The sequence below is a fragment of the Streptomyces sp. NPDC030245 genome (genome assembly GCF_055572995.1).
This window is the reverse complement of sequence record NZ_JBVICF010000003.1, coordinates 604,741-625,495: the sequence shown is the minus strand read 5'-3', so window position 1 is coordinate 625,495 and position 20,755 is coordinate 604,741. Positions and strand designations below refer to the sequence as shown.

The following is a 20,755-nucleotide window of genomic DNA, read 5'->3' as shown; positions in this document are numbered from 1 at the left end:
TCGCGCCCCGCGGTGAGCTTCTGTTTCCGCATTATGGAAAGATTGTTCTGCTATATGGAAGCAATGTAAGCGGGCGGGCCGGAGACCGTCAAGAGACATCCGCGGAACGTCTCCTCAACTGGCGGCCGCCGGGCATTCCTTGGGTGGAGGATGGGGAGGAGGTCATGGCATGTGCGGCAGGCAGGCGGTGGTGACGATGACGGACGGCGACGTGCCGGTACGGTGCCCGGACTGCCGACGCGAGCATCTGTACGCGCCCCCGTCCTACCCCTGCGCGTGCGGCGCCCCGGTATCCCCGCCCTTGGCACGCGGCACGACCGCCGCCCCCGTGACCGACCGGGCCTGGGCGGACGAGTGGGTCACGGTGCGGTGCGGGTCCTGCGGGGAGGACACCCAGTGGCCCCAGCCGGAGCTGGGGTGCGACTGCGGGGCGGTGCTGCGGGTTCCGGTGGTTGGCGGGGCGGGGGCGGAGCCACGTGAAGGGGTTGCCGGGGATGCGGGGGAGGCCGGGAAGGCCTCATGCGGGTCAGAGACGCGTGAGGTGCCGCGGGGGCGGCGGGCCTTCCGGCCGGTGACCATACGGGACCCGCGGGACGCCGTGACCGTGGTCGCCCTGTACCTGCGGTGGCTCGGCTATCCGCAGACGCGCAGCGCCGCGCGGCGCCCGCCCTCCGGGGCCCGGATCTCCGCGCGCGGCATGCTGGCGCAGGTCGAACCCGCGCTGCGACCCATCACCCTGCGCGACGTCGAGTGTCTGTGGCTGACCGCCATGACCGAGGCCGGTGACACCCCCGAGACCCTCGACACCCCTGTCGCCTGCGCGTTCTTCTCCCTCTCCGGGTATACGGCCGGTGCCAGGGCCGGCGCCGACGCCCTCGGCGTACCGCTGTTCACCATGGACCTCACCGGCACGCCGCAGCCGGTGAACAGCGCGGCGGACGAGCTGGTCGCTACAAGAGCGTGACGGCGTCCCGGTCCGCGCCCGCACGGCCCGCCCCGCGCAGGTACGCCAGGTGGCCGGCGAGCGCCAGGGCCGCGAGGAGCGCCACGAGCCCGCACACTCCCGACCAGCCGAAGGCGCCGTAGGCCTGCACCGCGAGCCAGGAGCCGACGCTGCCGCCCAGGTACGCGCACGTCATGTACGCCGTGTTGAGGCGGGCGCGCGCTTCGTCGCTCAGCCCGAAGATCCGCACCTGGTTGGCGACCGTGCCCGCCTGCATCGCCACGTCGAGCAGCAGCGACCCCACCGCGAGGGCGGCGAGCCCCGGCGCACCGCCGAGGCCACCGGCGAAGAGGACGCCCGACGCCACCAGGACGGCGACGATGCAGACGAGGTTGACCGCGTCGGACCCCCGGCGGTCCACCTGCCGCCCCGCCACCGGCGAGCAGATCATCGTCGCCGCGTTGACCAGGGCGAGCACGCCGACCGCCGACGCGCCGAGCCCGTACTCGGGGCCGGTCAGGAGCAGCGCGACGCCGGTCCACAGGGCCGAGAAGCCGCCGAAGATCATCGCCTGGTAGAAGCCGGAGCACCGCAGGTCCGGCTCGGTGCGCAGGAGACGGAACGTCTCGGCGAGCAGAGCCGGGTAACGCTGCCGGGACGGCGCGGTCGACCTCGGCAGGGCGCGGGCCAGCACGCACGCGATGAGCAGCGCGACGGCGGATGTCATCAGATACGGGGCGCGCCACCCCAGCCACTCCCCCACCGTGCCGCCGAAGACGCGGGACAGCAGCATGCCGCCGATCGACCCGCTCAGGAGTGTGCCCGCGACCGCGCCACGGCGTTCCGCGGGGACCAGGCCGGCCGCCGTCGGCGCGATGACCTGGGCGACGACGGTGGTGACGCCCACGAGGACGCTCGCGCCGACGAGCGGCGAGATCCCCGGCGCGGCGCCCGCGCCGAGCAGGCCGAGCCCGGTGAGCGCGAGGAGCGTGACGATGAGCGTCCGGTACGGGACGCGGTCGCCGAGCGGCACGAGGAGGAAGATGCCGCCCGCGTAACCGAACTGGGTGGCGGTCACGACGAGCGCCGCCGTGTCGGCCGACACGTTGAGTCCGTCGGCGACCAACGGACTGACGGCCTGCGGGAAGTAGACGTTCCCGACGGCGACACCGCAGGTGACGGCGAGCAGCAGCACCATGCCACGGCTCAGCCCGGCCGGCTCCGGCGCACCGGCCGACCCGGGTGCGGCGGATTCCCGCGCCTCCCCGTTCCCGGCTCTTTCGGGGCCACCGGCCTTGGACAGGCGCACACTCACCTCACGGAATCGACGCACGATACACGGGCCGGGACCGGCACACGGACCGGACCAACACACGGGCCGGGACCGGCACACGGACCGGCTTACGATCGCCGGTCCGGCCCCACCGGCACAAGGGGTTTTGGCCAGGGCATACTCGCCGCATGCGCATGCACATGCACATCCGCCCCGTCACCGCCGCCGAGCTGCCCGCCCTCCAGGACATCGAGCGCGCCGCCGGCGAGCCCTTCCGTACGCTCGGCATGGCCGCGATCGCAGACGACGAGCCGCCCACCACCGAGGAGTTGGACCGGTTCCGCCGGGCGGGCCTCGCCTGGGCCGCCGTCGACGAGGGCGACGCCCCGGTCGCGTATCTGATCGCCGAACCGCTCGCCGACGCCGACGCGCTCCACATCGAGCAGGTATCCGTGCACCCGCGCGCCGCCCGCCGCGGCGTCGGCCGCGCCCTCGTCGAGCACGCCGCGGAGCGGGCCCGCGCGGAGGGTGCGGCCGCGCTGACCCTGACCACGTTCGCCGACGTCCCGTGGAACGCCCCGTACTACGCCCGCATCGGCTTCCGGCCGCTCGCGGAGAGCGACCTCACCCCGGGCCTGCGGAAGATCCGCGCGCACGAGGCGGAGCTCGGCCTCGACCGCTGGCCCCGCCTCTGCATGCGCCGTCACCTCACCGCGGACGTCACCGCCCGAACCGCTCCCTGAGCTCGATCTTGCGCACCTTTCCGGAGACCGTCATGGGGAAGGAGTCCAGGACGCGAAGGGCCGCCGGGATCTTGTAGTGGGCCAACTGGCCGCGGCAGTACGCCTGGAGCTCCTCCAGGGTCAGGACGTCCTCGGGGTCCCGCAGGATCACGCAAGCCAGTGGTGTCTCCCCGTACCGCTCGTCCGGCACGCCCACCACCTGCACGTCGGCGATCTTCGGGTGGCGGTACAGGAACTCCTCGATCTCGCGGGGGTAGATGTTCTCGCCACCCCTGATGATCATGTCCTTGATGCGGCCGACGATCTGGACGTAGCCGTCCTCGCGCATCACCGCGAGGTCACCTGTGTGCATCCAGCGCCCGGCGTCGATGACCTCGGCGGTCCGCTCGGGCTCGTCCCAGTAGCCGAGCATGACGCTGTAGCCGCGGGTGCGGAGCTCGCCGGAGGTGCCGCGCGGCACGGTCGCGCCGGTCGCCGGGTCGACGACCTTCACCTCGACGTGCGGCAGCACCCGGCCGACCGTGCCGGTGCGGCGCTCCAGGTCGTCGTCGCGGCGGGTCTGCGTGGAGACGGGCGACGTCTCCGTCATGCCGTAGCAGATGGAGACCTCCGCCATGTGCATCTCGGCGACGACCCGCTTCATCACCTCGACCGGGCAGGGCGAGCCCGCCATGATGCCCGTGCGCAGCGAACCGAGGTCGTACGTCGCGAAGTCGGGGAGGTTCAGCTCCGCGATGAACATCGTCGGCACCCCGTACAACGAGGTGCAGCGCTCGCGCTCGACGGCGCGCAGGGTGGCGGCGGGGTCGAAGGACGGCGCGGGGATGACGATGCACGCGCCGTGCGAGGTCGCGCCGAGGTTGCCCATCACCATGCCGAAGCAGTGGTAGAAGGGGACGGGGAGGCAGACGCGGTCCTGTTCGGTGTAGCCGACCGTACGGCCCACCCAGTAGCCGTTGTTGAGGATGTTGTGGTGGGAGAGCGTGGCCCCCTTGGGGAAGCCGGTGGTGCCCGAGGTGTACTGGATGTTCACGGGGTCGTCACAGCTCAACTCCGCCTCGCGCGCCGCGAGTTCAGCCGCACCCACGGAGGCCGCGCGGTCCAGGAGCGCGTCCCACGAACCGTCCCCGATGTAGTGGACGGCGCGGAGCCCGGGGCAGCGGGGCCGCACCTCGTCGACGAGCGCGCGGTAGTCGCTGCTCTTGTGGGCCTGCGAGGCGACGAGGACGGAGACGCCCGCCTGCTTGAGGACGAACTCCAACTCGTGCGCACGATATGCCGGGTTGATGTTCACCATGATGGCGCCGATGCGGGCGGTTGCATACTGCACGAGCACCCACTCGGCGCAGTTCACCGCCCAGATCCCGACGCGGTCCCCCTTGGCGACGCCCGCCCCGAGGAATCCGCGCGCCAGCTCCGCGACGGCGGCGCCGAACTCCGCGTACGTCCACCGCCTGTCCGCGGCGACGTCCACGAGCGCGTCCCGCTCCGGCCAGGCCGCGACGGCCCGGTCGAGGTTCCGCCCGATGGTGTCACCGAGCAGCGGCGTGCCGCTCGTGCCGTGCGCGTAGGACAGCGCGGGGGACGGCGTGGCGGACGGCTCGCTGAAGGGTGCACTCACCGGAAGTCCTCCTCGCGGTACTCCGCGTCCGAGCCTGCGGCGGTCGCCTCGCGCAGCTCGATGCGGCGGATCTTGCCGGACACCGTCTTGGGCAGCGCGCCGAACTCGATGCGGCGCAGCCGCTTGTAGGGCGCGAGCACCGCGCGGGAGTGCTCGAAGAGCAACTTCGCGGTGTCGGGGCCCGGCTCGAAGCCCTCGGCGAGTACGACGTACGCCTTGGGGACGGCGAGCCGCACCGGGTCGGGCGCCGGTACGACGGCCGCCTCGGCCACCGCCTCGTGCTCCAGGAGCGCGCTCTCCAGCTCGAACGGCGAGATCTTGTAGCCGGAGGCCTTGAAGACGTCGTCGGCCCGGCCGACATAGGTGATGTAGCCGTCGGCGTCGCGGGAGCCGATGTCGCCGGTGCGGTAGTAGCCGCCCGCCATGGCCTCCGCCGTGCGCTCGGGGTCGCCGTGGTAGCCGGCCATCAGGCCGACGGGGTCCGCCCCGAGGTCGAGGGCGATCTCCCCCTCCGCCGCGCCCGGCGCACCCGTCACCGGGTCGAGGAGCTCGACGGCGAAGCCGGGCGTGGGGCGGCCCATGGAGCCGGGCTTCAGCTCCTGGCCGGGCGGGTTGGCGACCTGGACGGCGGTCTCGGTCTGCCCGAAACCGTCGCGGATGGTGACGCCCCAGTCGCGCCGCACCCGCTCGATGACCTCGGGGTTGAGCGGCTCCCCGGCCGCGACGACCTCGCGCGGCGGGGTGCGCAGCTGGGTCAGATCGGCCTGGATGAGCATGCGCCACACGGTGGGCGGCGCGCAGAACGACGTCACGCCGGCCCGGTCCATCTCCGCCATGAGCCGCCCCGCGTCGAAGCGGGCGTAATTGTGGATGAAGACCGTCGCCTCGGCGTTCCAGGGGGCGAAGAGGTTCGACCAGGCGTGCTTGGCCCAGCCGGGCGAGGAGATGTTCAGATGCACGTCGCCGGGCTTGAGCCCGATCCAGTACATCGTCGCCAAGTGGCCGACGGGGTACGACACATGGGTGTGCTCGACGAGCTTCGGGCGGGCGGTGGTGCCCGAGGTGAAGTAGAGCATCAGCGGATCGTCGGCGAGGGTGATGCCTTCGGGCTCGAACGCCTCCGGGGCGCCGTCCGATCCGGCGTACGGCGACCAGCCGGGGCGCTCGCCGCCCACGACGATCCGGGTGTAGTCACCGGGCACGTCGTCGAACTTCGCGGTGTCCTCGGCGCGGACGACGACGTGCCGGGCGCGGCCCCGGTCGATGCGGTCCCGCAGGTCGACGGGGCCGAGCAGCGGCGTCGCCGGGATGACGACGGCGCGCAGCTTCATCGCGGCGAGGGCGATCTCCCACAGCTCGGCCTGGTTGCCGAGCATCACGACGATGCGGTCACCGGCCCGGACGCCCCGCGCGCGCAGCCAGTTGGCGACGCGGTTCGAGCGGGCGGACAGCTGCGCGAAGGAGAACCGGGCCTCAGCACCGTCCTCCTCCACAATGTGCAGGGCGGTCCTGTCATTGCCCTCGGCGATGACGTCGAACCAGTCCAGCGCCCAGTTGAACCGCTCGGGCCGCGGCCACGCGAAGCCCTCGTACGCGGTGGCGTAGTCCTCTCGATGCCGCAGGAGGAAGTCCCGTGCGGTACGGAACTGCTCCGTGGCACTCGTCCCGTCAGTAGTCATATGCACCCCATGCAGCTCTGATCGCGCCGTCCTCATTGCCGGACGCTACGCGACATCGTGTAATTCGGGATGCGGGTTGCACTACCCCCGGACGGGGGTGTCGCGGGACGAGAGGGCGGATGCGTGTCGGTCGACGGCGGCGAGACGGCGGAGATGCGGACCGCCCTGCTGCGGCTGCGCCGCGGCACGGGTCTTCCGGTGGCCTTCGGCGGCCTCCTCGACGGACCGGGACAGGTCCGGATCGGCGAACTGAGCGGCACGGGGACGCACGCCCTGCGCGGTCTCGCCATCTCGTCCGGGAACGGCCTCGGCGGCAAGGCCGTCGCGCTCTCGCGGCCGTGCGCGGTCACCGACTACCACGTGTCGCGGCACATCAGCCACGAGTACGACGCCGCGGTGGCTGCGGAGGGCCTGCGCTCGGTGCTCGCGGTCCCCGTGGTGGTACGCCGCCGGGTACGGGGCGTGCTGTACGGCGCGCTCCGCGCGGCCCAGCCGCTCGGCGACCGCGCGCTGTCGGCGGCGGTGGCCGCGGCCCGCGACGTGGAGCAGGCCCTTCTCGTACGCGACGAAGTGCGGTCGCTGCTCGGGGTGGCCGGGGGGTTGGGGGTGGGGTGGGGGCGGCTCGGGGGTGCGGGGCGGGCGGGGCGGCCGGGGGCATCCGGCGCGACGGCGGGTACGGGGCGGCCGGGGGTGCCCGGCGCCACGGCGGGGTCGGGGGCGCCTGGCGCGGTGGCGGACCCGAGGACGCCCGGTGCGACGGCGGACCCGAGGGCGCACGGCGCGGTGGTGGACCCCGGGGCGTCCGGCGCGGTGGTGGACCCCGGGGCGTGGGAGCGGGTGCGTGAGGCGCACGCGGCGCTGCGGGCCCTCGCCCCGCGCGTCGTGGACGCGGCACTCCGGTCCGAACTGCTCGCGGTCTGCGGCCGGTTGGAGTCGGCGGTGACGGTCCCGGACCGCACCGGAACCCGCCCCGTCGCCCTCGCCCCCCGCGAGGTCGACGTCCTGTCCTGCGTGGCGGCAGGCCTGACGAACGCGGCCGCCGCCGAGCGGCTCGGACTCCGCCCGGAGACGGTGAAGGGCTATCTGCGCTCCGCGATGCGGAAGCTGAGCGCGCACACGCGCCTGGAGGCGGTGGTGGCGGCGCGGCGGGCGGGGTTGCTGCCGTAGACCCTGCCCGGTCGGCACCGAGCGTGGCTTCCCCGCCCGGTCAGGCTCCGACGACGTCCCCGAAGCGGATGTCGTACGACGAGGACGTCTCCGCGATCCGCGTCAGCATGCGCTCCGCCTCCCGCACCAACTCCTCGCGTTGAGCACGGCCGGGCCGCCTGAACGGTTCGATGGTGAGCACGGCGCTCCCACCCCCGGCCCCCCTGCTCCCGCCGCCCTCCTCCAACCGCCACACCCCACCCAGGAACCCGTCGAGAAGAAAGACGCAGTAGGCGTAATTTCCCTTCCACGTACGGCCCTTGTACTCGGCGGGGACGACGCGGGACCGGTCGGCGTGCGAGAGGAGGAGGTTGTCGTACTCGGGCAGGAAGCGGGCCGGGGCGGGGGTGTCGGCGTCGGGACGGGGCGCGTCGGGCAGGTCGAACAGCTCGACGCCGTTCTCGTCGCGGAAGGTACGCAGCCGGGGCCTCAGCCGCTCGAAGACCTCCCGGAGCCGGGTGAGCCTGGCCCACGTCTGCATGTCCTGGACAGAGGCGGGACCGAAGGCGGCGAGATACCGCAGGACGGCGGCGTCGAGCGAGGCGACACCACCCTCGCCGACCCCCGCGCGTCCACCCTCGCCGGCCCCCGCGCGTCCGCCCTCGCCGGAACCGGCACCGTCGAGCCACGAACTCAGCGTGGTGAGCGCGACCTGCCCGCTGCGCCGCCACAGCCCGCGCGGGGTGACCTGGACGAGCGGCAACGTACAGCGGGCGGCGACGGCGAGGGACTGCGGATCGGCGTCGGGCCACCGCACGAGCAGCAGCTCACGGAGCTGCTTCATCGTGCGGGGCGCCACCTCGACGGCCTCGCGGGCCAGCTCGGCGAGCTCGGCCAGGTCGACGCCGGCCAGCCCCGCACGGAAGCCCGACAGCTCACGTTCGCGCGCGTCCTGCACGAGCGGGCGCAGGGTGCGGGCGTCGTCGGCGGTGTGCAGGTGGATGGTGGAGCGGAGGGTGACGATGCGGACGAGCTCGCGCGCTTCGAGGAGCGCGGAGAGCTCGGCGGGATCGAAGGTTTCGAGGCGCGCGGCGAGAGCGTAGTAGGGCGGTTTGACGTTCTGCGCCTGGAGTCCGACGAGGTGGGCCACGGCGTCCTTGACGGACAGGTCACCCGCCCGACGCAGCAGGAGCTGCCGCTCAAGAGTGGCCCGATTGAGATCACGCGCCCCCAGGACGGGTACGGAACCTGCGGGGACCGTTTTCGTCGTCTTCATGGCGGCACGCTAACGCGCACCGAGGACAGATACGGTCCGCATCCGTACGAGACTCCGCGGCCCCCCGAACATCGGAAGCCCCGGCCCGCCGCACCCACCCGCACCTTTTGGCCCGCATATCCTGCTCCGTGACCATATAGGCGAGCGATCGACGAAGGAGGCGGCCAGCATGGCGGAGCGCCGAGCCCGTCCCACACCGACCGCGAACACCAAGAAGCACACATGGCGGCGTGCGACGCGACCACCGGCGGCCCCGCCTCCCCAGAGCACGCCACCGCACCCGGACCCCGCGGAGTCCACCCCCGGCCGCCCAGCCGCGGACAGCGTCGTCGAGGCGGCGCTGTACCGCGACGGCGTCCGCGTGGCGACGCCCGGCTCCCTCGCGGACACCTTCCGCGAGCTGCGCAACGCACCGGACGGCATGGCATGGATCGGGCTGGCACGCCCCACCGAAGCCGAACTCCTCTCCCTGGCGGCCGAGTTCGACCTCCACGAGCTGGCCCTGGAAGACGCGATGGAGGCCCACCAGCGCCCGAAGCTGGAACGCTACGGAGAGACACTCTTCGTCGTCCTGCGCGCGGCCCGCTACCTCGACGCGCCCGAGGAGGTCGAGTTCGGCGAACTCCACGTCTTCGTGGGCCCGGACTTCGTCATCACGGTCCGCCACGGCGCGGCCCCCGACCTCACGGCGGTCCGCCGCCGCATGGAGGACTCCCCCGACCTCCTCCGGCTCGGCCCCGAGGCGGTCCTGTACGCGATCCTCGACGCGGTGGTCGACGGCTACGCCCCGGTCGTCTCCGGCGTCCAGAACGACATCGACGAGATCGAGACGGAGGTCTTCCGCGGCGACCCGGAGGTCTCCCGCCGCATCTACGAACTCGCCCGCGAAATGGTCGAGTTCCAACGCGCCACCCGCCCCCTGGTCAGCATGCTGCACGCCCTGATGGCGGGCTTCGCGAAGTACGGCACGGACGAGGAACTCCAGCGCTACCTGCGCGACGTCGCCGACCACGTCACCCACACCAGCGAACGAGTCGACGGCTTCCGCCAGGCCCTGGCCGACATCCTCACGGTCAACGCCACCCTGGTCACGCAAGAACAGAACGCGGAGATGCGAGCCCTCGCCGAAGCAGGCTTCGAACAGAACGAAGAGATCAAGAAGATCTCATCGTGGGCGGCGATCCTCTTCGCCCCCACCCTCGTCGGCACGATCTACGGCATGAACTTCGACACGATGCCCGAGCTGAAGTGGGCGTTCGGCTACCCCTTCGCCGTCGCCCTGATGGGGGTCGTCTGCGTCACTTTGTACCTTGTGTTCAAGCGTCGCGATTGGCTCTGAGCAACCACCTGAGCCGCCGTGCACCCGGCTCCAGGGCCGTCCCTTCCTCCACCCCGTAGCCGCCGGCCTTCAGCGTCGGCTGCGCAAGAGGGATCCGACCGACTCCTCGCTCACGATGGCCGGGAACCGGCGACCGGCACGGCTGCATCGTCGAGCTATCAGGTGAAACACCCCCCCCCACCGACCGACGTCAGTAGTACCCCTGCGTCCCGTCGAGCAGCTCCCTCACGATGTCCGCATGTCCCGCGTGCCGTCCGGTCTCCTCGACGAGATGGATGAGCATCCAGCGGAGGTTGGCGCTGCCGGAGCGGTAGTCGGGGTGGCGGCCCACGTCGTCCAGGGAGGCCGCGGCCACGATCTCGTTGCTTCGGGCGCACTGGGTCTCGTACTCCGCGAGCAGCTGCTTCAACGGGATACCGTCCGTACGCCAGTCCGCGTCCTCGTCCGTCTCGTCGAAGGACGGGTTCTGTGTCTTGTCGCCGCCCAGGAACAGCACCTCCAGCCAGGTGTGCTCGACCCACCGCATGTGGCTGATGAGGCCGGCCATCGTCATCGCCGGTGAGGTCGGGATGACGGAGCGGTGCGCGTCGGCCTCGCTCAGGCCGTCGCACTTCCATCGCAGGATCTGCCGTTGCAGATCCAGCCAGCCGATGAGCGCGGTGCGTTCGTCGGCCTGCAAGGGGGGACGTTCAAGTGGAGGTGTCATGCCTGCGGACCTTAGGCGCTCGGTCTCCGGCTGTCGCCTGACTTTCGGCCGACCAAGATCCGCCGGACAGGCCCGGCCCCCGAGCCCCCGGGCCAATCCGCGGTGCTCCCGGCCACGAATCAGCAGGGTCGGACGGCTCGGGCTCGTGGGGTGGAGGGGCGGCGCGTGGAAGAAGTCGTGCACATAGGGGGGCGGGCGGTGCCGGGGGCCGACCTGCAAGAGTTGCTCGGCCGGGTCGCCCGGGGTGAGCAGGAGGCGTTCGCCGGCGTCTACGACCTCGTGGCCGGGCCCGTGCTCGGCGTGGTGCGCGGCGTGCTGCGCGATCACGCCCAGTCCGAGGAGGTCGCTCAGGACGTCCTCGTGGAGGTCTGGCGCACCGCGCCCCGCTACCGACCCGACCGGGGCACGGCGATGAGCTGGATCCTCACTCTCGCGCACCGGCGCGCGGTGGACCGCGTGCGTTCCGTCGTGGCCCGCGCCGCGCGGGAGCAGAAGGCCGCCCTGCTGGCGCGGGCCCCGGAGTTCGACGAGGTCAGCGAGCAGGTCGAGAGCCGCCTTGAACGCGAGCAGGTACGCCGGTGCCTGCGCGCGCTGACCGAGTTGCAGCGGCAGTCCGTCACCCTGGCGTACTACCGCGGTCTGACCTACCGGCAGGTCGCCGAGCTCCTCGCCGTCCCCCTCGGCACCGTCAAGACCCGGCTGCGGGACGGCCTCATCCGGCTTCGGGACTGCCTGGGGGTGCACGCATGAGCATCGCCGACGATCCGCACACGCTGACCGGCGCCTATGCCGCGCACGCGCTCGACGACGACGAACGCGCCGCGGTCGAGGAACACTTGGACCACTGCGGCGCCTGCGCCCAGGAGGTGCGCGAGCTGACCGAGACCGCGTCCCGCCTCGGCCTCGCGGTGGCCACCGCGCCCCGCGAGGGCATGCGGGACGACGTCCTGCGCCGTATCGCCACGGTCCGTCAGGACGTGCCGCGCGCCGAGCCGGATGCCGCCCCGGGGCGTGCGGCACACCGGGCCCGGCGGGTCTCCCGGTGGGCGCTCGCCGCGTGCGTGGCCGCGGTCGCGGTCTTCGGCGGCACCGCCCTCTGGCAGCATCAGCAGGTCCGGGACGCCCGCGAGGAAGCCAGGCAGACCCGGGAGCAGGTGCGGCAGCAGTCGCAAGAGCTCGCGGCGGTCCTGGCCGCCCCCGACGTGAAGTCCCGCACCGGCCGGCTCACCGGCGGCGCCAGCGGCACCGTCGCGGTGTCGGACAGCCGCAACCGGGCCGTGTTCATCGCCGCCGGGCTGCCCGAGCCCCCGTCGGGGAAGGTCTACCAGCTGTGGTTCGACGACGGCGGGGCGATGCGCCCGGCCGGGCTCATGGGCGTCGGCCGGGGCACCGAGGCGATGCTGATGGACGGCCCGGTCGACCGGGCCACCGGCATGGGCATCACCCTGGAGCCGGCCGGCGGGTCGGCCCGCCCGACCACCACGCCGGTGACCCTCATGGACTTCCCCTCCTGACCGGGCCCGGAGCGGGCCGCAGTCGCGGATACGGGTCGAGCGTGAGCAGCAGGCCCGCGGCGGCGTGCTCCTCCGTGGTCGGCAGCGATGTCAGGTGGCTGGTCCCGTGGCCGCCCAGGCCGGGCCGTGACGGGGCGGCGTCGCCGTCGGCATGGCGGAGCTTGTGCAGGAACGCCTCGACCGGGTCGCGCCGGGCGTCGTGGAGGTCTTCCGCGCCGGTGACGATGTTCAGGAACGACTCGTGCAGGCGCAGCCCGCTCTGGTCGCGGCGGCTGAGGGTCTGGGCCCGCCGGAAGTAGGCGTCGCGGCCGTCGTGGATGCGGTAGAAGGCGCTGACGAGGACGAGGAGCCGTTCGTAGGCGTTGCGGTAGGCGGTCTCGTAGTAGCGAAGGGCCTGCGTCTCCTCGGTCTCCGCGCGCAGCACGCTGCCGATGGCCGCGGCGGCGAGGAGGCCGCTGTACATCGCCAGGTGCACGCCCGTGGACAGCAGCGGGTCCAGGAAACAGGCGGCGTCGCCGGCGAGGAACCAGCCCGGGCCGCAGAACGCGTCACTGACGTAGGAGTAGTCGCTCTCGACCTTGAGCTGCGACACCTGGCGCGCGTCGGAGAGCATCTCCGCGAGCAGGGGGCACCGGGTGAGGGCCTGGTGGTACACGGCGTCGAGCGAGCCGCCGTGCTCGCGCCTGGCGTCGTTGAACGACTGTTTGTCGGTGACCAGGCCGACGCTGAGGGTGCCGTCGTGGAGCGGGATCGCCCAGAACCAGCCGTGCTCGGGGAGCGAGAAGACGCCGATGGCCCCGCTGGGCGCCTGCCCGATGGGTCGCGCTCCGCGCCAGTACGCCCACGTCGCCACGTTGCGGAACGCCTCGTGGAAGCGTCGCGTGCGCAGCTGCCTGGCCGCCACGAGACCGGTGCGCCCGGAGGCGTCGACGAGGAAGCCGAAGCCGGTCCTGCCGCTGCCTCCGCCGCGCGTCGACCAGTGGACCTCTCCGGCCCGGCCGGCTGCTCCGCCCTCGAAGGCGACCCGGCTCACCGGGGTCTCCTCCCGTATCTCCGCCCCGTGCCGCCTCGCGTGCTCCAGCAGGAGCTGGTCGAATTCCGAACGGATGACCTGGAAGCTGTACGTGGCCGGTCTGCCGGGCTCGTCGAAGCCCAACGGCCACTCCTGGCCGCCCCAGCCGTAGAAGGCTCCCGTCTTCCGGACGAACCCGTGGTTCTCGACCACGTCCCGCGCGCCCAGCACGTCGAGTACGGGCAGCAGGGAAGGCAGCAGCGACTCCCCTATGTGGTAGCGGGGGAAGCGCGTCCGCTCCAGCAGCTGTACGTCGACGCCCTGTTGGGCGAGCAGTGCCGCCGCCGTGGAACCGGCAGGCCCACCACCGACCACCACGACCTGCCGTTCCTGGCTCATCGGACCCCCACTCGACCCCGCGACGTGGACCGCGCCCCAGCGCCGGACGGTAGCGGCGCGCCGCGTACGGCGACAAGTGCGCAGCAGGACAAGAGCAGAAGGACAAGAAGGGGACCAATCCGTGCGGCTCTCCGCACCGAACAACCCATGTGAGAACCGAGCCAAGAGCACCGCGAGGCCCCGTGGACCGGTGGCGGACGGCGGCAGGTGCCCTCAGCGGGCTGCTGGCCGCCTTCGCCGCCCTCGCGTCGGCCGAGCTGGTGTCCGCCGTGGTGCGCCCGGAGGCGGGTCCCGTGGTCGCGGTCGGCGGGGCGGTGATCGACCGCACGCCCGCACCCGTCAAGGACTGGGCCGTCCAGCAGTTCGGGACGGACGACAAACTCGTCCTGCGACTGGCCATCCTGGTCGTGCTCGCCCTGTCGGCCGTGGCGCTGGGAGTGGCCGCTCTACGACGACGCCTCGTCGCGGCGGCGGGGGTGGCGCTGTTCGGTGTGGTGGGCGCGCTGGCCGCGACCGGCCGCCCCGACTCCACCGGGCCCGTCGACGCCTTGCCGTCGCTGACGGGCGCCGTCATCGCGGCCGCCTTGCTTCACGGGCTCAGCGGCCGCGCGGCCACGACTGCGTCCGCGCACGCCAACGTCCCTCGCGGGCAGGGCAGTTCCGAGGACACCTCACACACCCCGCAGGCACCGCCGCCCTCCAGGAACACCCCACACACCCCGCAGGCACCGCCGCCCTCCAGAGACGCCCCACACACCCCGCAGGCACCGCCGCCCTCCAGAGACGCCCCACACACCCCGCAGGCACCGCCGCCCTCCGAGGACGCCTCGCACGCCCCACGGGCACGGGCGTCTGCGGAGAACGCGCCCCACCCCCCGCAGGCACCGGCGTCCACCGAGGACGCCCCACACGCCGCGCGGACACCGGCGCCCCCCAAAGACGCCCCGCCGGCCGGTCCCACCCGCGAGTGGGACCGGCGTGGTTTCGTCATCGCCGCCGGCGCGGCGGCCGCCGCGTCCGCCGGGGTCTGGGGGCTCGGACGATGGATGCATGCCGCGCGCGGCGAGGACGCCATCGCCTCGCGGGGCAGCGTCGTGCTGCCCGCGCCCGGCTCGGCGGCCCCCGCCGTGCCGAAGGGCGCGCAGCTCCGGGTGGCGGGCATCAGCTCCTTCGTCACGGCCAACAAGGACTTCTACCGGGTGGACACCGCGCTCGTGGTGCCGAAGGTGAACGCGGAGACCTGGCGCCTGCGGATCCACGGCACGGGCGTCGCGCGAGGGAGGAGTCTCTCCTACGCGGATCTGCTGGGGCGTGAACTCATCGAGCGGGACATCACGTTGACGTGTGTGTCGAACGAGGTCGGCGGGCCCTATGTGGGCAACGCCCGCTGGATCGGGGTGCCGTTGGCCGAACTGCTCGACGAGTGCGGGGTCGTGGCCCCTGCCCGCGGAGGCCGCGCGGATCAGCTGGTGTCGCGGTCCGTGGACGGGATGACCCTCGGCACGCCGGTGGACGACGTGCTGGACGGCCGTGACGCGATGCTCGCGCTCGGCATGAACGGCGAACCGTTGCCGTTCGAGCACGGCTTCCCCGTCCGCATGGTGGTGCCGGGGCTGTACGGCTACGTCTCCGCCTGCAAGTGGATCGAGGACATCGAGCTGACGACGTTCGACTCCTACGACGCCTACTGGGTGAGGAGGGGCTGGGCCCGCGAGGCGCCGGTCAAGACCCAGTCCCGTATCGACACGCCCAAGCCGTTCGCCCGGCCGAAGGCGGGCACGGTGCCGGTCGCCGGGGTGGCCTGGGCACAGCACCGGGGCATCGACAAGGTCGAGGTGCGCGTCGACGACGGACCCTGGCGGCCGGCCGACCTGGCCGCCGAGGACAGCCGGGACACCTGGCGTCAGTGGTCCTTCCCCTGGCGGGCCACCCCCGGCGGCCACACCCTCACCGTGCGGGCGACCGACCGTACGGGCGAGGTCCAGACCGGCGAACGGACCCGCCCGAGCCCCGACGGGGCCGCCGGCCGCCATGCGGTGACGGTCACCGTCGCCTGACTCCCCTCCTCAGGTACTAGCCTGACTCCCCTCCTCAGGTACTTGGAAGCGCCGTCCGCAGTCGTTCGTACGTCGGGGCCAGGCGGCGCAGGCGGTCGGCCACGGTGTGGTCGTCGCCGGTGACCAGAGGGTGCTGGAGGCCGCCGATCAGCCGGGACTGCTCGGTCGCGGCCGCCGCCGCGCCGGAGAGGCCCAGCAACGCCAGGCAGTGGGCGGCGTCGGCGGCGCGGCGCGCGCCGAGGCGGACGGCGAAGTGGGCCATGAAGCCGCGCGTCTCCGCGTCGAGTCCGCCTTCCGCGCGGGCGGCCAGGGCCGCCAGCCCCGCCGCCCCGCCGAGCGTGCCCGGCGGCACGGGCAGGTCGTCGCGGCCCGTCAGCCAGCGCCGCGCATCCGGCAGGGCACGCCGCAGCGCCTCCTCCGGCGTGACCTGCCGCTCCCGGACGAAGTCCGTCCGCAGCACATAGGGGGCGTCGATGTAGGGAACCGTCTTCGCCTCCCACGCGGCCAGGAAGTCCGCCGTCGGCAGCGTCGCGTAGGGGTGGCCGTGCGGGTCGTGGAAGAGCACGGTGCCCGCGTCGGCCTCCAGCACGACGACGTAGTGGTCGGCGCCGTCGTCGCCGGTGGGTGTGCCCGGCTGGTGGAGCAGCAGCCCCATGTCGACGGGGCCGACCAGGACGGGTCCGCGGGCGGCCGCCGCGCGCAACCGCTCCCCCGCCTCCTCGGCCGTGCCCCCGGCGGTCCGCTCGCAGCCGACGCCGAGCAGGGACGCGGCCGCGTCCAGGCCCAGGTCGGGGTCCCAGCCGTAGGGGTCGAACAGCGGCAGCCTGTCCGCGATCAGCTGGAAGCCGAACGGCGAACCGGTCAGCACCTCGATGACGGCGGGCGGCGGAGCCGCCGCGCCGAGCACCATGGCCAGGGAGTGGGCGTAGCAGTACGGGCCGGAGCCCATGTAGTACGTCATGGGTGTCCTCTGTAATACGTCATGGGTGTCCTCGCGTCGTCCCGTCGGCGTCAAGGGGCGGTGGTGATCGGCTGCTGGAGCTCCGTGACCCAGGCGTCGGTGTCGTCGGGGCAGTCCAGGGAGACCTCGCGGGTGAGCCCGACGGGCGTGTAGCCGTGCGCGGCGATCCACTGGCCCAGCGCGTGCGCGGTGGACAGGACGCCGTCCATCGGACCGTGGTGGATGATCGTGGCGGCCAGCGGGACGGCGGGCACCTCGACCACCGGCACATCGCCCGCGTCCGTCCCGTCGGCGACCGGTACCGCGGCCCGCACCGTGATCCGGTCCTCGCCGGACGCCTCCTCGCCGGACGCCTCCTCGTAGCGGGCGATGCCGGGGCCCGTCGGGGTGGCTCCGGCGGCGTCGAGCCGACGGCACAGTTCGGCGAAGAGCGGGCCGACGACCGGCCCGATGTCCTGGGGCGCGTAGCTCGCCGCGGTGGCGGTCAGTTCGGCCGCGCGGACCGCGGGAAGGGAGGTGACGACGACATCGTCGGTAGGCATGGTGCCCTCGCTCTCGATCGTCCGGAGCCTCGCCTCGACCCGGGTCATCCGCGCCGCGGCCTCCGCGGCGGCGGTTTCCAGTTCGGCCCGGCGCAGCCGCAGCATGCCGCGGAGCTGCTCGGTGCTGACGTCCTCGTCGAGGATCGACCGGACCTGGTCCAGGGTGAAGCCGAGGTCCTTGAGGGCGATGACGCGGTTGAGCCTGGCGAACTGGGCGGCCCGGTAGTAGCGGTAGCCGCTGGCCGGGTCGACGTGGGCCGGGCGCAGCAGCCCGACGGCGTCGTAGTGGCGCAGCATGCGTACGGACACGCGGCCGTGTCTGGCGAAGTCTCCGATGGTGAACATCACGTCTCCCAGTGCAGGCCCTGACACGGTGGGAGAGTCAAGCACGCGACGACCCGCGCCCCGGGCACGGCGAAGGCCCGGACCGAGTGGTCCGGGCCTCCGTGTGTCCGGCGGAGCGTGTCCGGCGGAGTGTGTCCGGCGGAGTGTGTCCGGCGGAGTGTGTCCGGCGGAGTGTGTCCGGCGGAGTGTGTCCGGCGGACGGCGCGTATCAGATCTCACCGCGCCAGGCGCCCGTCTCCGCACCGTCCCGCCGCTCGATGAACTTCTTGAACCGCCCCAGGTCACCGCTGACCTGCCGCTTGACGAAGCCGAGCTTGTCGCCGACCGTCTCGGCCAGGCCCTCGGGGTCGTAGTGCATCTGGAGCATGACCTTGGTGCGCGAGTCGTCCAGGCGATGGAAGGTGACGACGCCGGCCTGCCGGGCCTGGCCGTCCACCGTGGTCCACGCCACCCGTTCGTCCGGGATCTGCTCGGTGATCTTCGCGTCGAACTCGCGCTCCACACCGTCGATCTTCGTCACCCAGTGGGTGAGCTTGTCGGTGCGCTGCTCGATCTTCTGCACACCTTCCATGAACTCGGGGAACGTCTCGAACTGGGTCCACTGGTTGTACGCCGCTCGGACCGGCACGTTGACTTCCACGGACTCTTCGACCTGCGACACGGATGTCACCTTTCTTCGACGTCGTTCCTCGTTGTTCCTCGTTCCTCGTGCACCGGCCGAGTGCCCACGTCCTGCGGGTTCACTCCCGCCCCGTGCGCGCCGGACCGCCATGGCTATAGTTCGTGAGTGTTTTCACGAATAGACCGCGGGACCGTGTTCGCCGCACTGCGCCGGCCTCGCACGGTCCTGTGGGCCGTGGCGGGAGCGGTGGCCGTCGCGTTCCTCATCGCGCTGGAGATCGCCGCCCGACGCTACGGCGGAGTACCGGGGCCGATCACCAATCAGGCGCGTGAGGTGCTGTTCCCGCCGAAGCCGGGGCCGCTGTACGGCGGTCTCGCGCTGATGATGGTGGTGCTCACCTGGCGGCAGCGGTTCATCGCGGCCGGTGCCGCGATCGGCATCGACCTCGTCTTCATACTCGTGCGCTGGGCGGTCGACGCCGAGGTGCCCGAGGACCAGTTCTTCGGCAACGGCGCGCTGTGGGCGATGCTGGGCTGTGCGGTCTTCGCGCTCACCCGCCGCACCGGGGAGGAACGCGTCCTGCTCCTGAAGGGCGTCGGCCTGGGGCTGCTCCTGGTGGCCGGCCGCAAGACCGGCGACACCTGGCTGCTCATCACGGCGAAGACCCACCCGACCGTGCTCGACCCGTACGTGGCGGCCGCCGACCACGCCCTGGGCAACCCGTCGTGGCTGGCGGGCCGCATCCTGGAGGCCTCGGGGCCGGTCGCCGACGTACTCGACCTCGTCTACGCCCAGCTCGCGGTGGCCGCGGTCGTCGCCGCCCTGTACCAGCTGCGCAACGTGGTGGCCGAGCGCCGCTTCCCGCGCCACCACCTGGTGCGCACCTTCCTGGTGATCGGCCTCCTCGGGCCGGGCATCTACATGATCTTCCCGGTAGTCGGGCCGATCTTCGCCTACGGTCCCGGCACCTCCGGCACGGGCGGCGTGGAGTGGGCGGTCGCCAATCTGTGGCCGCACACGCCGCCGACCCTCACCGTCCCGCACCCGGTGCCGTACGACGGGATCACCCCGCGCAACTGCATGCCGAGCCTGCACACGGCGTGGGCCACGGCGATCTTCATCCACTCCCGCAAGGGGCCGCGCCTGCTGCGGTACGCGGGGACCTTCTGGCTGGTCGCCACGCTCGGCGCGACGCTCGGCTTCGGCTACCACTACGGCGTCGACCTGGTGGCGGGCGTGGTGTTCGCCCTCACGGTCGAGGGGGCCCTGCGCGCGTACGACCGCGGCTGGGACCGGCCCGGGATCCGGCTGGTCGCCCACGGCACGGCGGTCTTCACCGCGCTCCTGGTGTCGTACCGGTACCTGCCGATGGAGATGGCCGAACACGCGTGGCTGGCCGGACCGCTCGTCCTGCTGTCGATGGCCTCGGTGATCCACCGCTACGTACGGACCACCCGGCGGTGGGACGCCGAGCCCGCGCAGGGGCAGCTGCCGCGGCAGGCGAAGCCGCGACAGGCGTCCGGACCGACGCCGGAGGCGACACCTGAACCGGCGCCCGACTCGGCTCCTGAATCGGCGCCCGAACCGGTGTGAGCCGGCCGCCCTGCGGCAGGTTGCTCCGCGTCAGCATCCGGCACGTGGGTACCGGGGCTCTATGAGCAACATCCTTGTGGGCACTTGTTCCTGGACCGATCCGGCGCTGGTGCGCAGCGGCTGGTACCCGCGCGGGCAGCGGGACGCGGCCGGGCGGTTGCGGTACTACGCCGAGCGGTTCCCCGTCGTCGAGGTCGACTCGACCTATTACGCGCTGCCCCGCGAGCGCAACAGCCGGCTCTGGGTGGAGCGGACACCGGACGGCTTCACGTTCGACGTGAAGGCGTTCTCGCTGCTCACCGGGCATCCGACGTCCCGGGTGACGCTGCCCGCCGACTGGCCGGCCGAACTGCCCCCGGACAACCGGAGCGAGGAGGCCCTGGCGGAGGCCTGGGCGCGGTTCAGCGCCGGGATCGAGCCGTTGCGGCAGGCCGGGCGGCTCGGCAGCGTGCTGTTCCAGTTCCCTCCCTGGCTGCGGCCCGGGGAGCGCGCCGAGGAGTTCCTCGCGGCGACGGCGCGCCGGACGCGGGGATGGCCGGTGGCGGTGGAGTTCCGGCATCCCGACTGGTGGCGCGGGGAGCACGCCGAGGCCACCCGCGCGCTCCTGGCGGAGCACGGCATGGCGGCGGTCGCCGTCGACATGAACCAGTCGCTGCCGTCCGCCCTGCCGCCGTACGCGCCGGTCACCCGGTCCCGGCTCGCCGTCGTGCGGTTCCACGGGCGCAGCGCCGCCTGGGGGCGCGGGAGCAAGGAGGACCGCTTCCGGTACGCGTACTCCGACGACGAACTCGCCGAGTGGCTGCCCCGGTTGCACGCCCTCGCCGAGCGGGCCGAAGAGGTCCACGTCCTGTTCAACAACTGCTGTGCGGATGCGGCCGTGCGGGCCGCCGAGGCGATGAAGCGCCTGCTCGGGGCCGACGCGTACGCAGCACCCGCTGTCATGCGATAAGATCAATATCGCCTCCTCGCGCCGGACTTCCGGTC

Annotated in this window: 18 protein-coding genes; 9 read left to right on the top strand and 9 right to left on the bottom strand. The window is 72.8% G+C overall.

Annotation, left to right across the window (positions count from 1 at the left end; all coding sequences use genetic code 11):
• The first annotated feature begins 571 nt into the window (after positions 1 to 571).
• Positions 572 to 964, top strand: a complete 393-nt coding sequence (locus tag ACZ4Z4_RS11225) for a hypothetical protein (protein WP_468325346.1) — start codon at positions 572 to 574, stop codon at positions 962 to 964.
• Here the strand turns inward: ACZ4Z4_RS11225 and ACZ4Z4_RS11220 are convergent.
• Positions 951 to 2,141, bottom strand: coding sequence for an MFS transporter (locus ACZ4Z4_RS11220; protein ID WP_468325790.1), 1,191 nt, complete (start codon positions 2,139 to 2,141; stop codon positions 951 to 953). The two genes, ACZ4Z4_RS11225 and ACZ4Z4_RS11220, sit on opposite strands and share 14 nt — an antisense overlap.
• Positions 2,142 to 2,416: 275 nt before the next feature.
• Here ACZ4Z4_RS11220 and ACZ4Z4_RS11215 point away from each other — a divergent pair, with 275 nt between their 5' ends.
• On the top strand, positions 2,417 to 2,959 hold the full coding sequence (locus ACZ4Z4_RS11215; protein WP_468325786.1) for a GNAT family N-acetyltransferase: 543 nt from the start codon (positions 2,417 to 2,419) through the stop codon (positions 2,957 to 2,959).
• Here the strand turns inward: ACZ4Z4_RS11215 and ACZ4Z4_RS11210 are convergent.
• Both ACZ4Z4_RS11210 and ACZ4Z4_RS11205 read right to left on the bottom strand, forming a co-directional pair.
• Positions 2,937 to 4,580: an AMP-binding protein gene (locus tag ACZ4Z4_RS11210; RefSeq protein WP_468325343.1), complete on the bottom strand. Its 1,644-nt coding sequence runs from the start codon at positions 4,578 to 4,580 to the stop codon at positions 2,937 to 2,939. The genes ACZ4Z4_RS11215 and ACZ4Z4_RS11210 overlap by 23 nt on opposite strands.
• Positions 4,577 to 6,259, bottom strand: coding sequence for an AMP-binding protein (locus tag ACZ4Z4_RS11205; protein WP_468325340.1), 1,683 nt, complete (start codon positions 6,257 to 6,259; stop codon positions 4,577 to 4,579). The genes ACZ4Z4_RS11210 and ACZ4Z4_RS11205 overlap by 4 nt, the downstream gene beginning before the upstream one ends.
• A gap of 153 nt (positions 6,260 to 6,412) precedes the next feature.
• Here ACZ4Z4_RS11205 and ACZ4Z4_RS11200 point away from each other — a divergent pair, with 153 nt between their 5' ends.
• Entirely contained in the window at positions 6,413 to 7,426 is a 1,014-nt protein-coding gene (locus ACZ4Z4_RS11200) for a response regulator transcription factor (RefSeq protein WP_468325783.1), read from the top strand.
• A gap of 40 nt (positions 7,427 to 7,466) precedes the next feature.
• On the opposite strand, the gene ACZ4Z4_RS11195 is transcribed toward ACZ4Z4_RS11200, so the two are convergent.
• Positions 7,467 to 8,681, bottom strand: coding sequence for a winged helix DNA-binding domain-containing protein (locus tag ACZ4Z4_RS11195; RefSeq protein ID WP_468325337.1), 1,215 nt, complete (start codon positions 8,679 to 8,681; stop codon positions 7,467 to 7,469).
• A gap of 169 nt (positions 8,682 to 8,850) precedes the next feature.
• On the opposite strand from ACZ4Z4_RS11195, the gene ACZ4Z4_RS11190 reads away from it, so the two are divergent.
• Positions 8,851 to 10,020, top strand: a complete 1,170-nt coding sequence (locus ACZ4Z4_RS11190; RefSeq protein ID WP_468325334.1) for a magnesium and cobalt transport protein CorA — start codon at positions 8,851 to 8,853, stop codon at positions 10,018 to 10,020.
• Positions 10,021 to 10,210: 190 nt separating this feature from the next.
• Here ACZ4Z4_RS11190 and ACZ4Z4_RS11185 read toward each other — a convergent pair whose 3' ends face one another.
• Positions 10,211 to 10,726: a DinB family protein gene (locus ACZ4Z4_RS11185; RefSeq protein ID WP_468325330.1), complete on the bottom strand. Its 516-nt coding sequence runs from the start codon at positions 10,724 to 10,726 to the stop codon at positions 10,211 to 10,213.
• A gap of 165 nt (positions 10,727 to 10,891) precedes the next feature.
• Between ACZ4Z4_RS11185 and ACZ4Z4_RS11180 the strand changes: the two genes are divergently transcribed.
• Positions 10,892 to 11,476 (top strand): sigma-70 family RNA polymerase sigma factor, encoded by a 585-nt coding sequence (locus ACZ4Z4_RS11180; protein WP_468325327.1) that lies wholly within the window; start codon positions 10,892 to 10,894, stop codon positions 11,474 to 11,476.
• The gene (locus ACZ4Z4_RS11175) at positions 11,473 to 12,240 is read left to right on the top strand and encodes an anti-sigma factor (protein WP_468325325.1); all 768 of its coding nucleotides are present in this window, start codon (positions 11,473 to 11,475) and stop codon (positions 12,238 to 12,240) included. The genes ACZ4Z4_RS11180 and ACZ4Z4_RS11175 overlap by 4 nt, the downstream gene beginning before the upstream one ends.
• On the opposite strand, the gene ACZ4Z4_RS11170 is transcribed toward ACZ4Z4_RS11175, so the two are convergent.
• Complete coding sequence (locus tag ACZ4Z4_RS11170; RefSeq protein ID WP_468325322.1) at positions 12,221 to 13,651, bottom strand: NAD(P)/FAD-dependent oxidoreductase; 1,431 nt, start codon at positions 13,649 to 13,651, stop codon at positions 12,221 to 12,223. The two genes, ACZ4Z4_RS11175 and ACZ4Z4_RS11170, sit on opposite strands and share 20 nt — an antisense overlap.
• Positions 13,652 to 13,833: 182 nt before the next feature.
• On the opposite strand from ACZ4Z4_RS11170, the gene ACZ4Z4_RS11165 reads away from it, so the two are divergent.
• Entirely contained in the window at positions 13,834 to 15,708 is a 1,875-nt protein-coding gene (locus tag ACZ4Z4_RS11165) for a molybdopterin-dependent oxidoreductase (RefSeq protein WP_468325319.1), read from the top strand.
• Between the two features lie 34 nt (positions 15,709 to 15,742).
• Here the strand turns inward: ACZ4Z4_RS11165 and ACZ4Z4_RS11160 are convergent, their stop codons facing one another.
• The 3 genes from ACZ4Z4_RS11160 to ACZ4Z4_RS11150 form a co-directional block, all read right to left on the bottom strand.
• Positions 15,743 to 16,669 (bottom strand): cysteine peptidase family C39 domain-containing protein, encoded by a 927-nt coding sequence (locus ACZ4Z4_RS11160; RefSeq protein ID WP_468325316.1) that lies wholly within the window; start codon positions 16,667 to 16,669, stop codon positions 15,743 to 15,745.
• A 50-nt stretch (positions 16,670 to 16,719) separates the two neighbouring features.
• Positions 16,720 to 17,556, bottom strand: a complete 837-nt coding sequence (locus ACZ4Z4_RS11155; RefSeq protein WP_468325313.1) for a MerR family transcriptional regulator — start codon at positions 17,554 to 17,556, stop codon at positions 16,720 to 16,722.
• Positions 17,557 to 17,764: 208 nt separating this feature from the next.
• Positions 17,765 to 18,217 (bottom strand): SRPBCC family protein, encoded by a 453-nt coding sequence (locus ACZ4Z4_RS11150; RefSeq protein WP_468325310.1) that lies wholly within the window; start codon positions 18,215 to 18,217, stop codon positions 17,765 to 17,767.
• Between the two features lie 126 nt (positions 18,218 to 18,343).
• Between ACZ4Z4_RS11150 and ACZ4Z4_RS11145 the strand changes: the two genes are divergently transcribed.
• On the top strand, positions 18,344 to 19,771 hold the full coding sequence (locus ACZ4Z4_RS11145; protein WP_468325307.1) for a phosphatase PAP2 family protein: 1,428 nt from the start codon (positions 18,344 to 18,346) through the stop codon (positions 19,769 to 19,771).
• A 61-nt stretch (positions 19,772 to 19,832) separates the two neighbouring features.
• The gene (locus tag ACZ4Z4_RS11140; protein WP_468325304.1) at positions 19,833 to 20,720 is read left to right on the top strand and encodes a DUF72 domain-containing protein; all 888 of its coding nucleotides are present in this window, start codon (positions 19,833 to 19,835) and stop codon (positions 20,718 to 20,720) included.
• Positions 20,721 to 20,755: the final 35 nt, after the last annotated feature.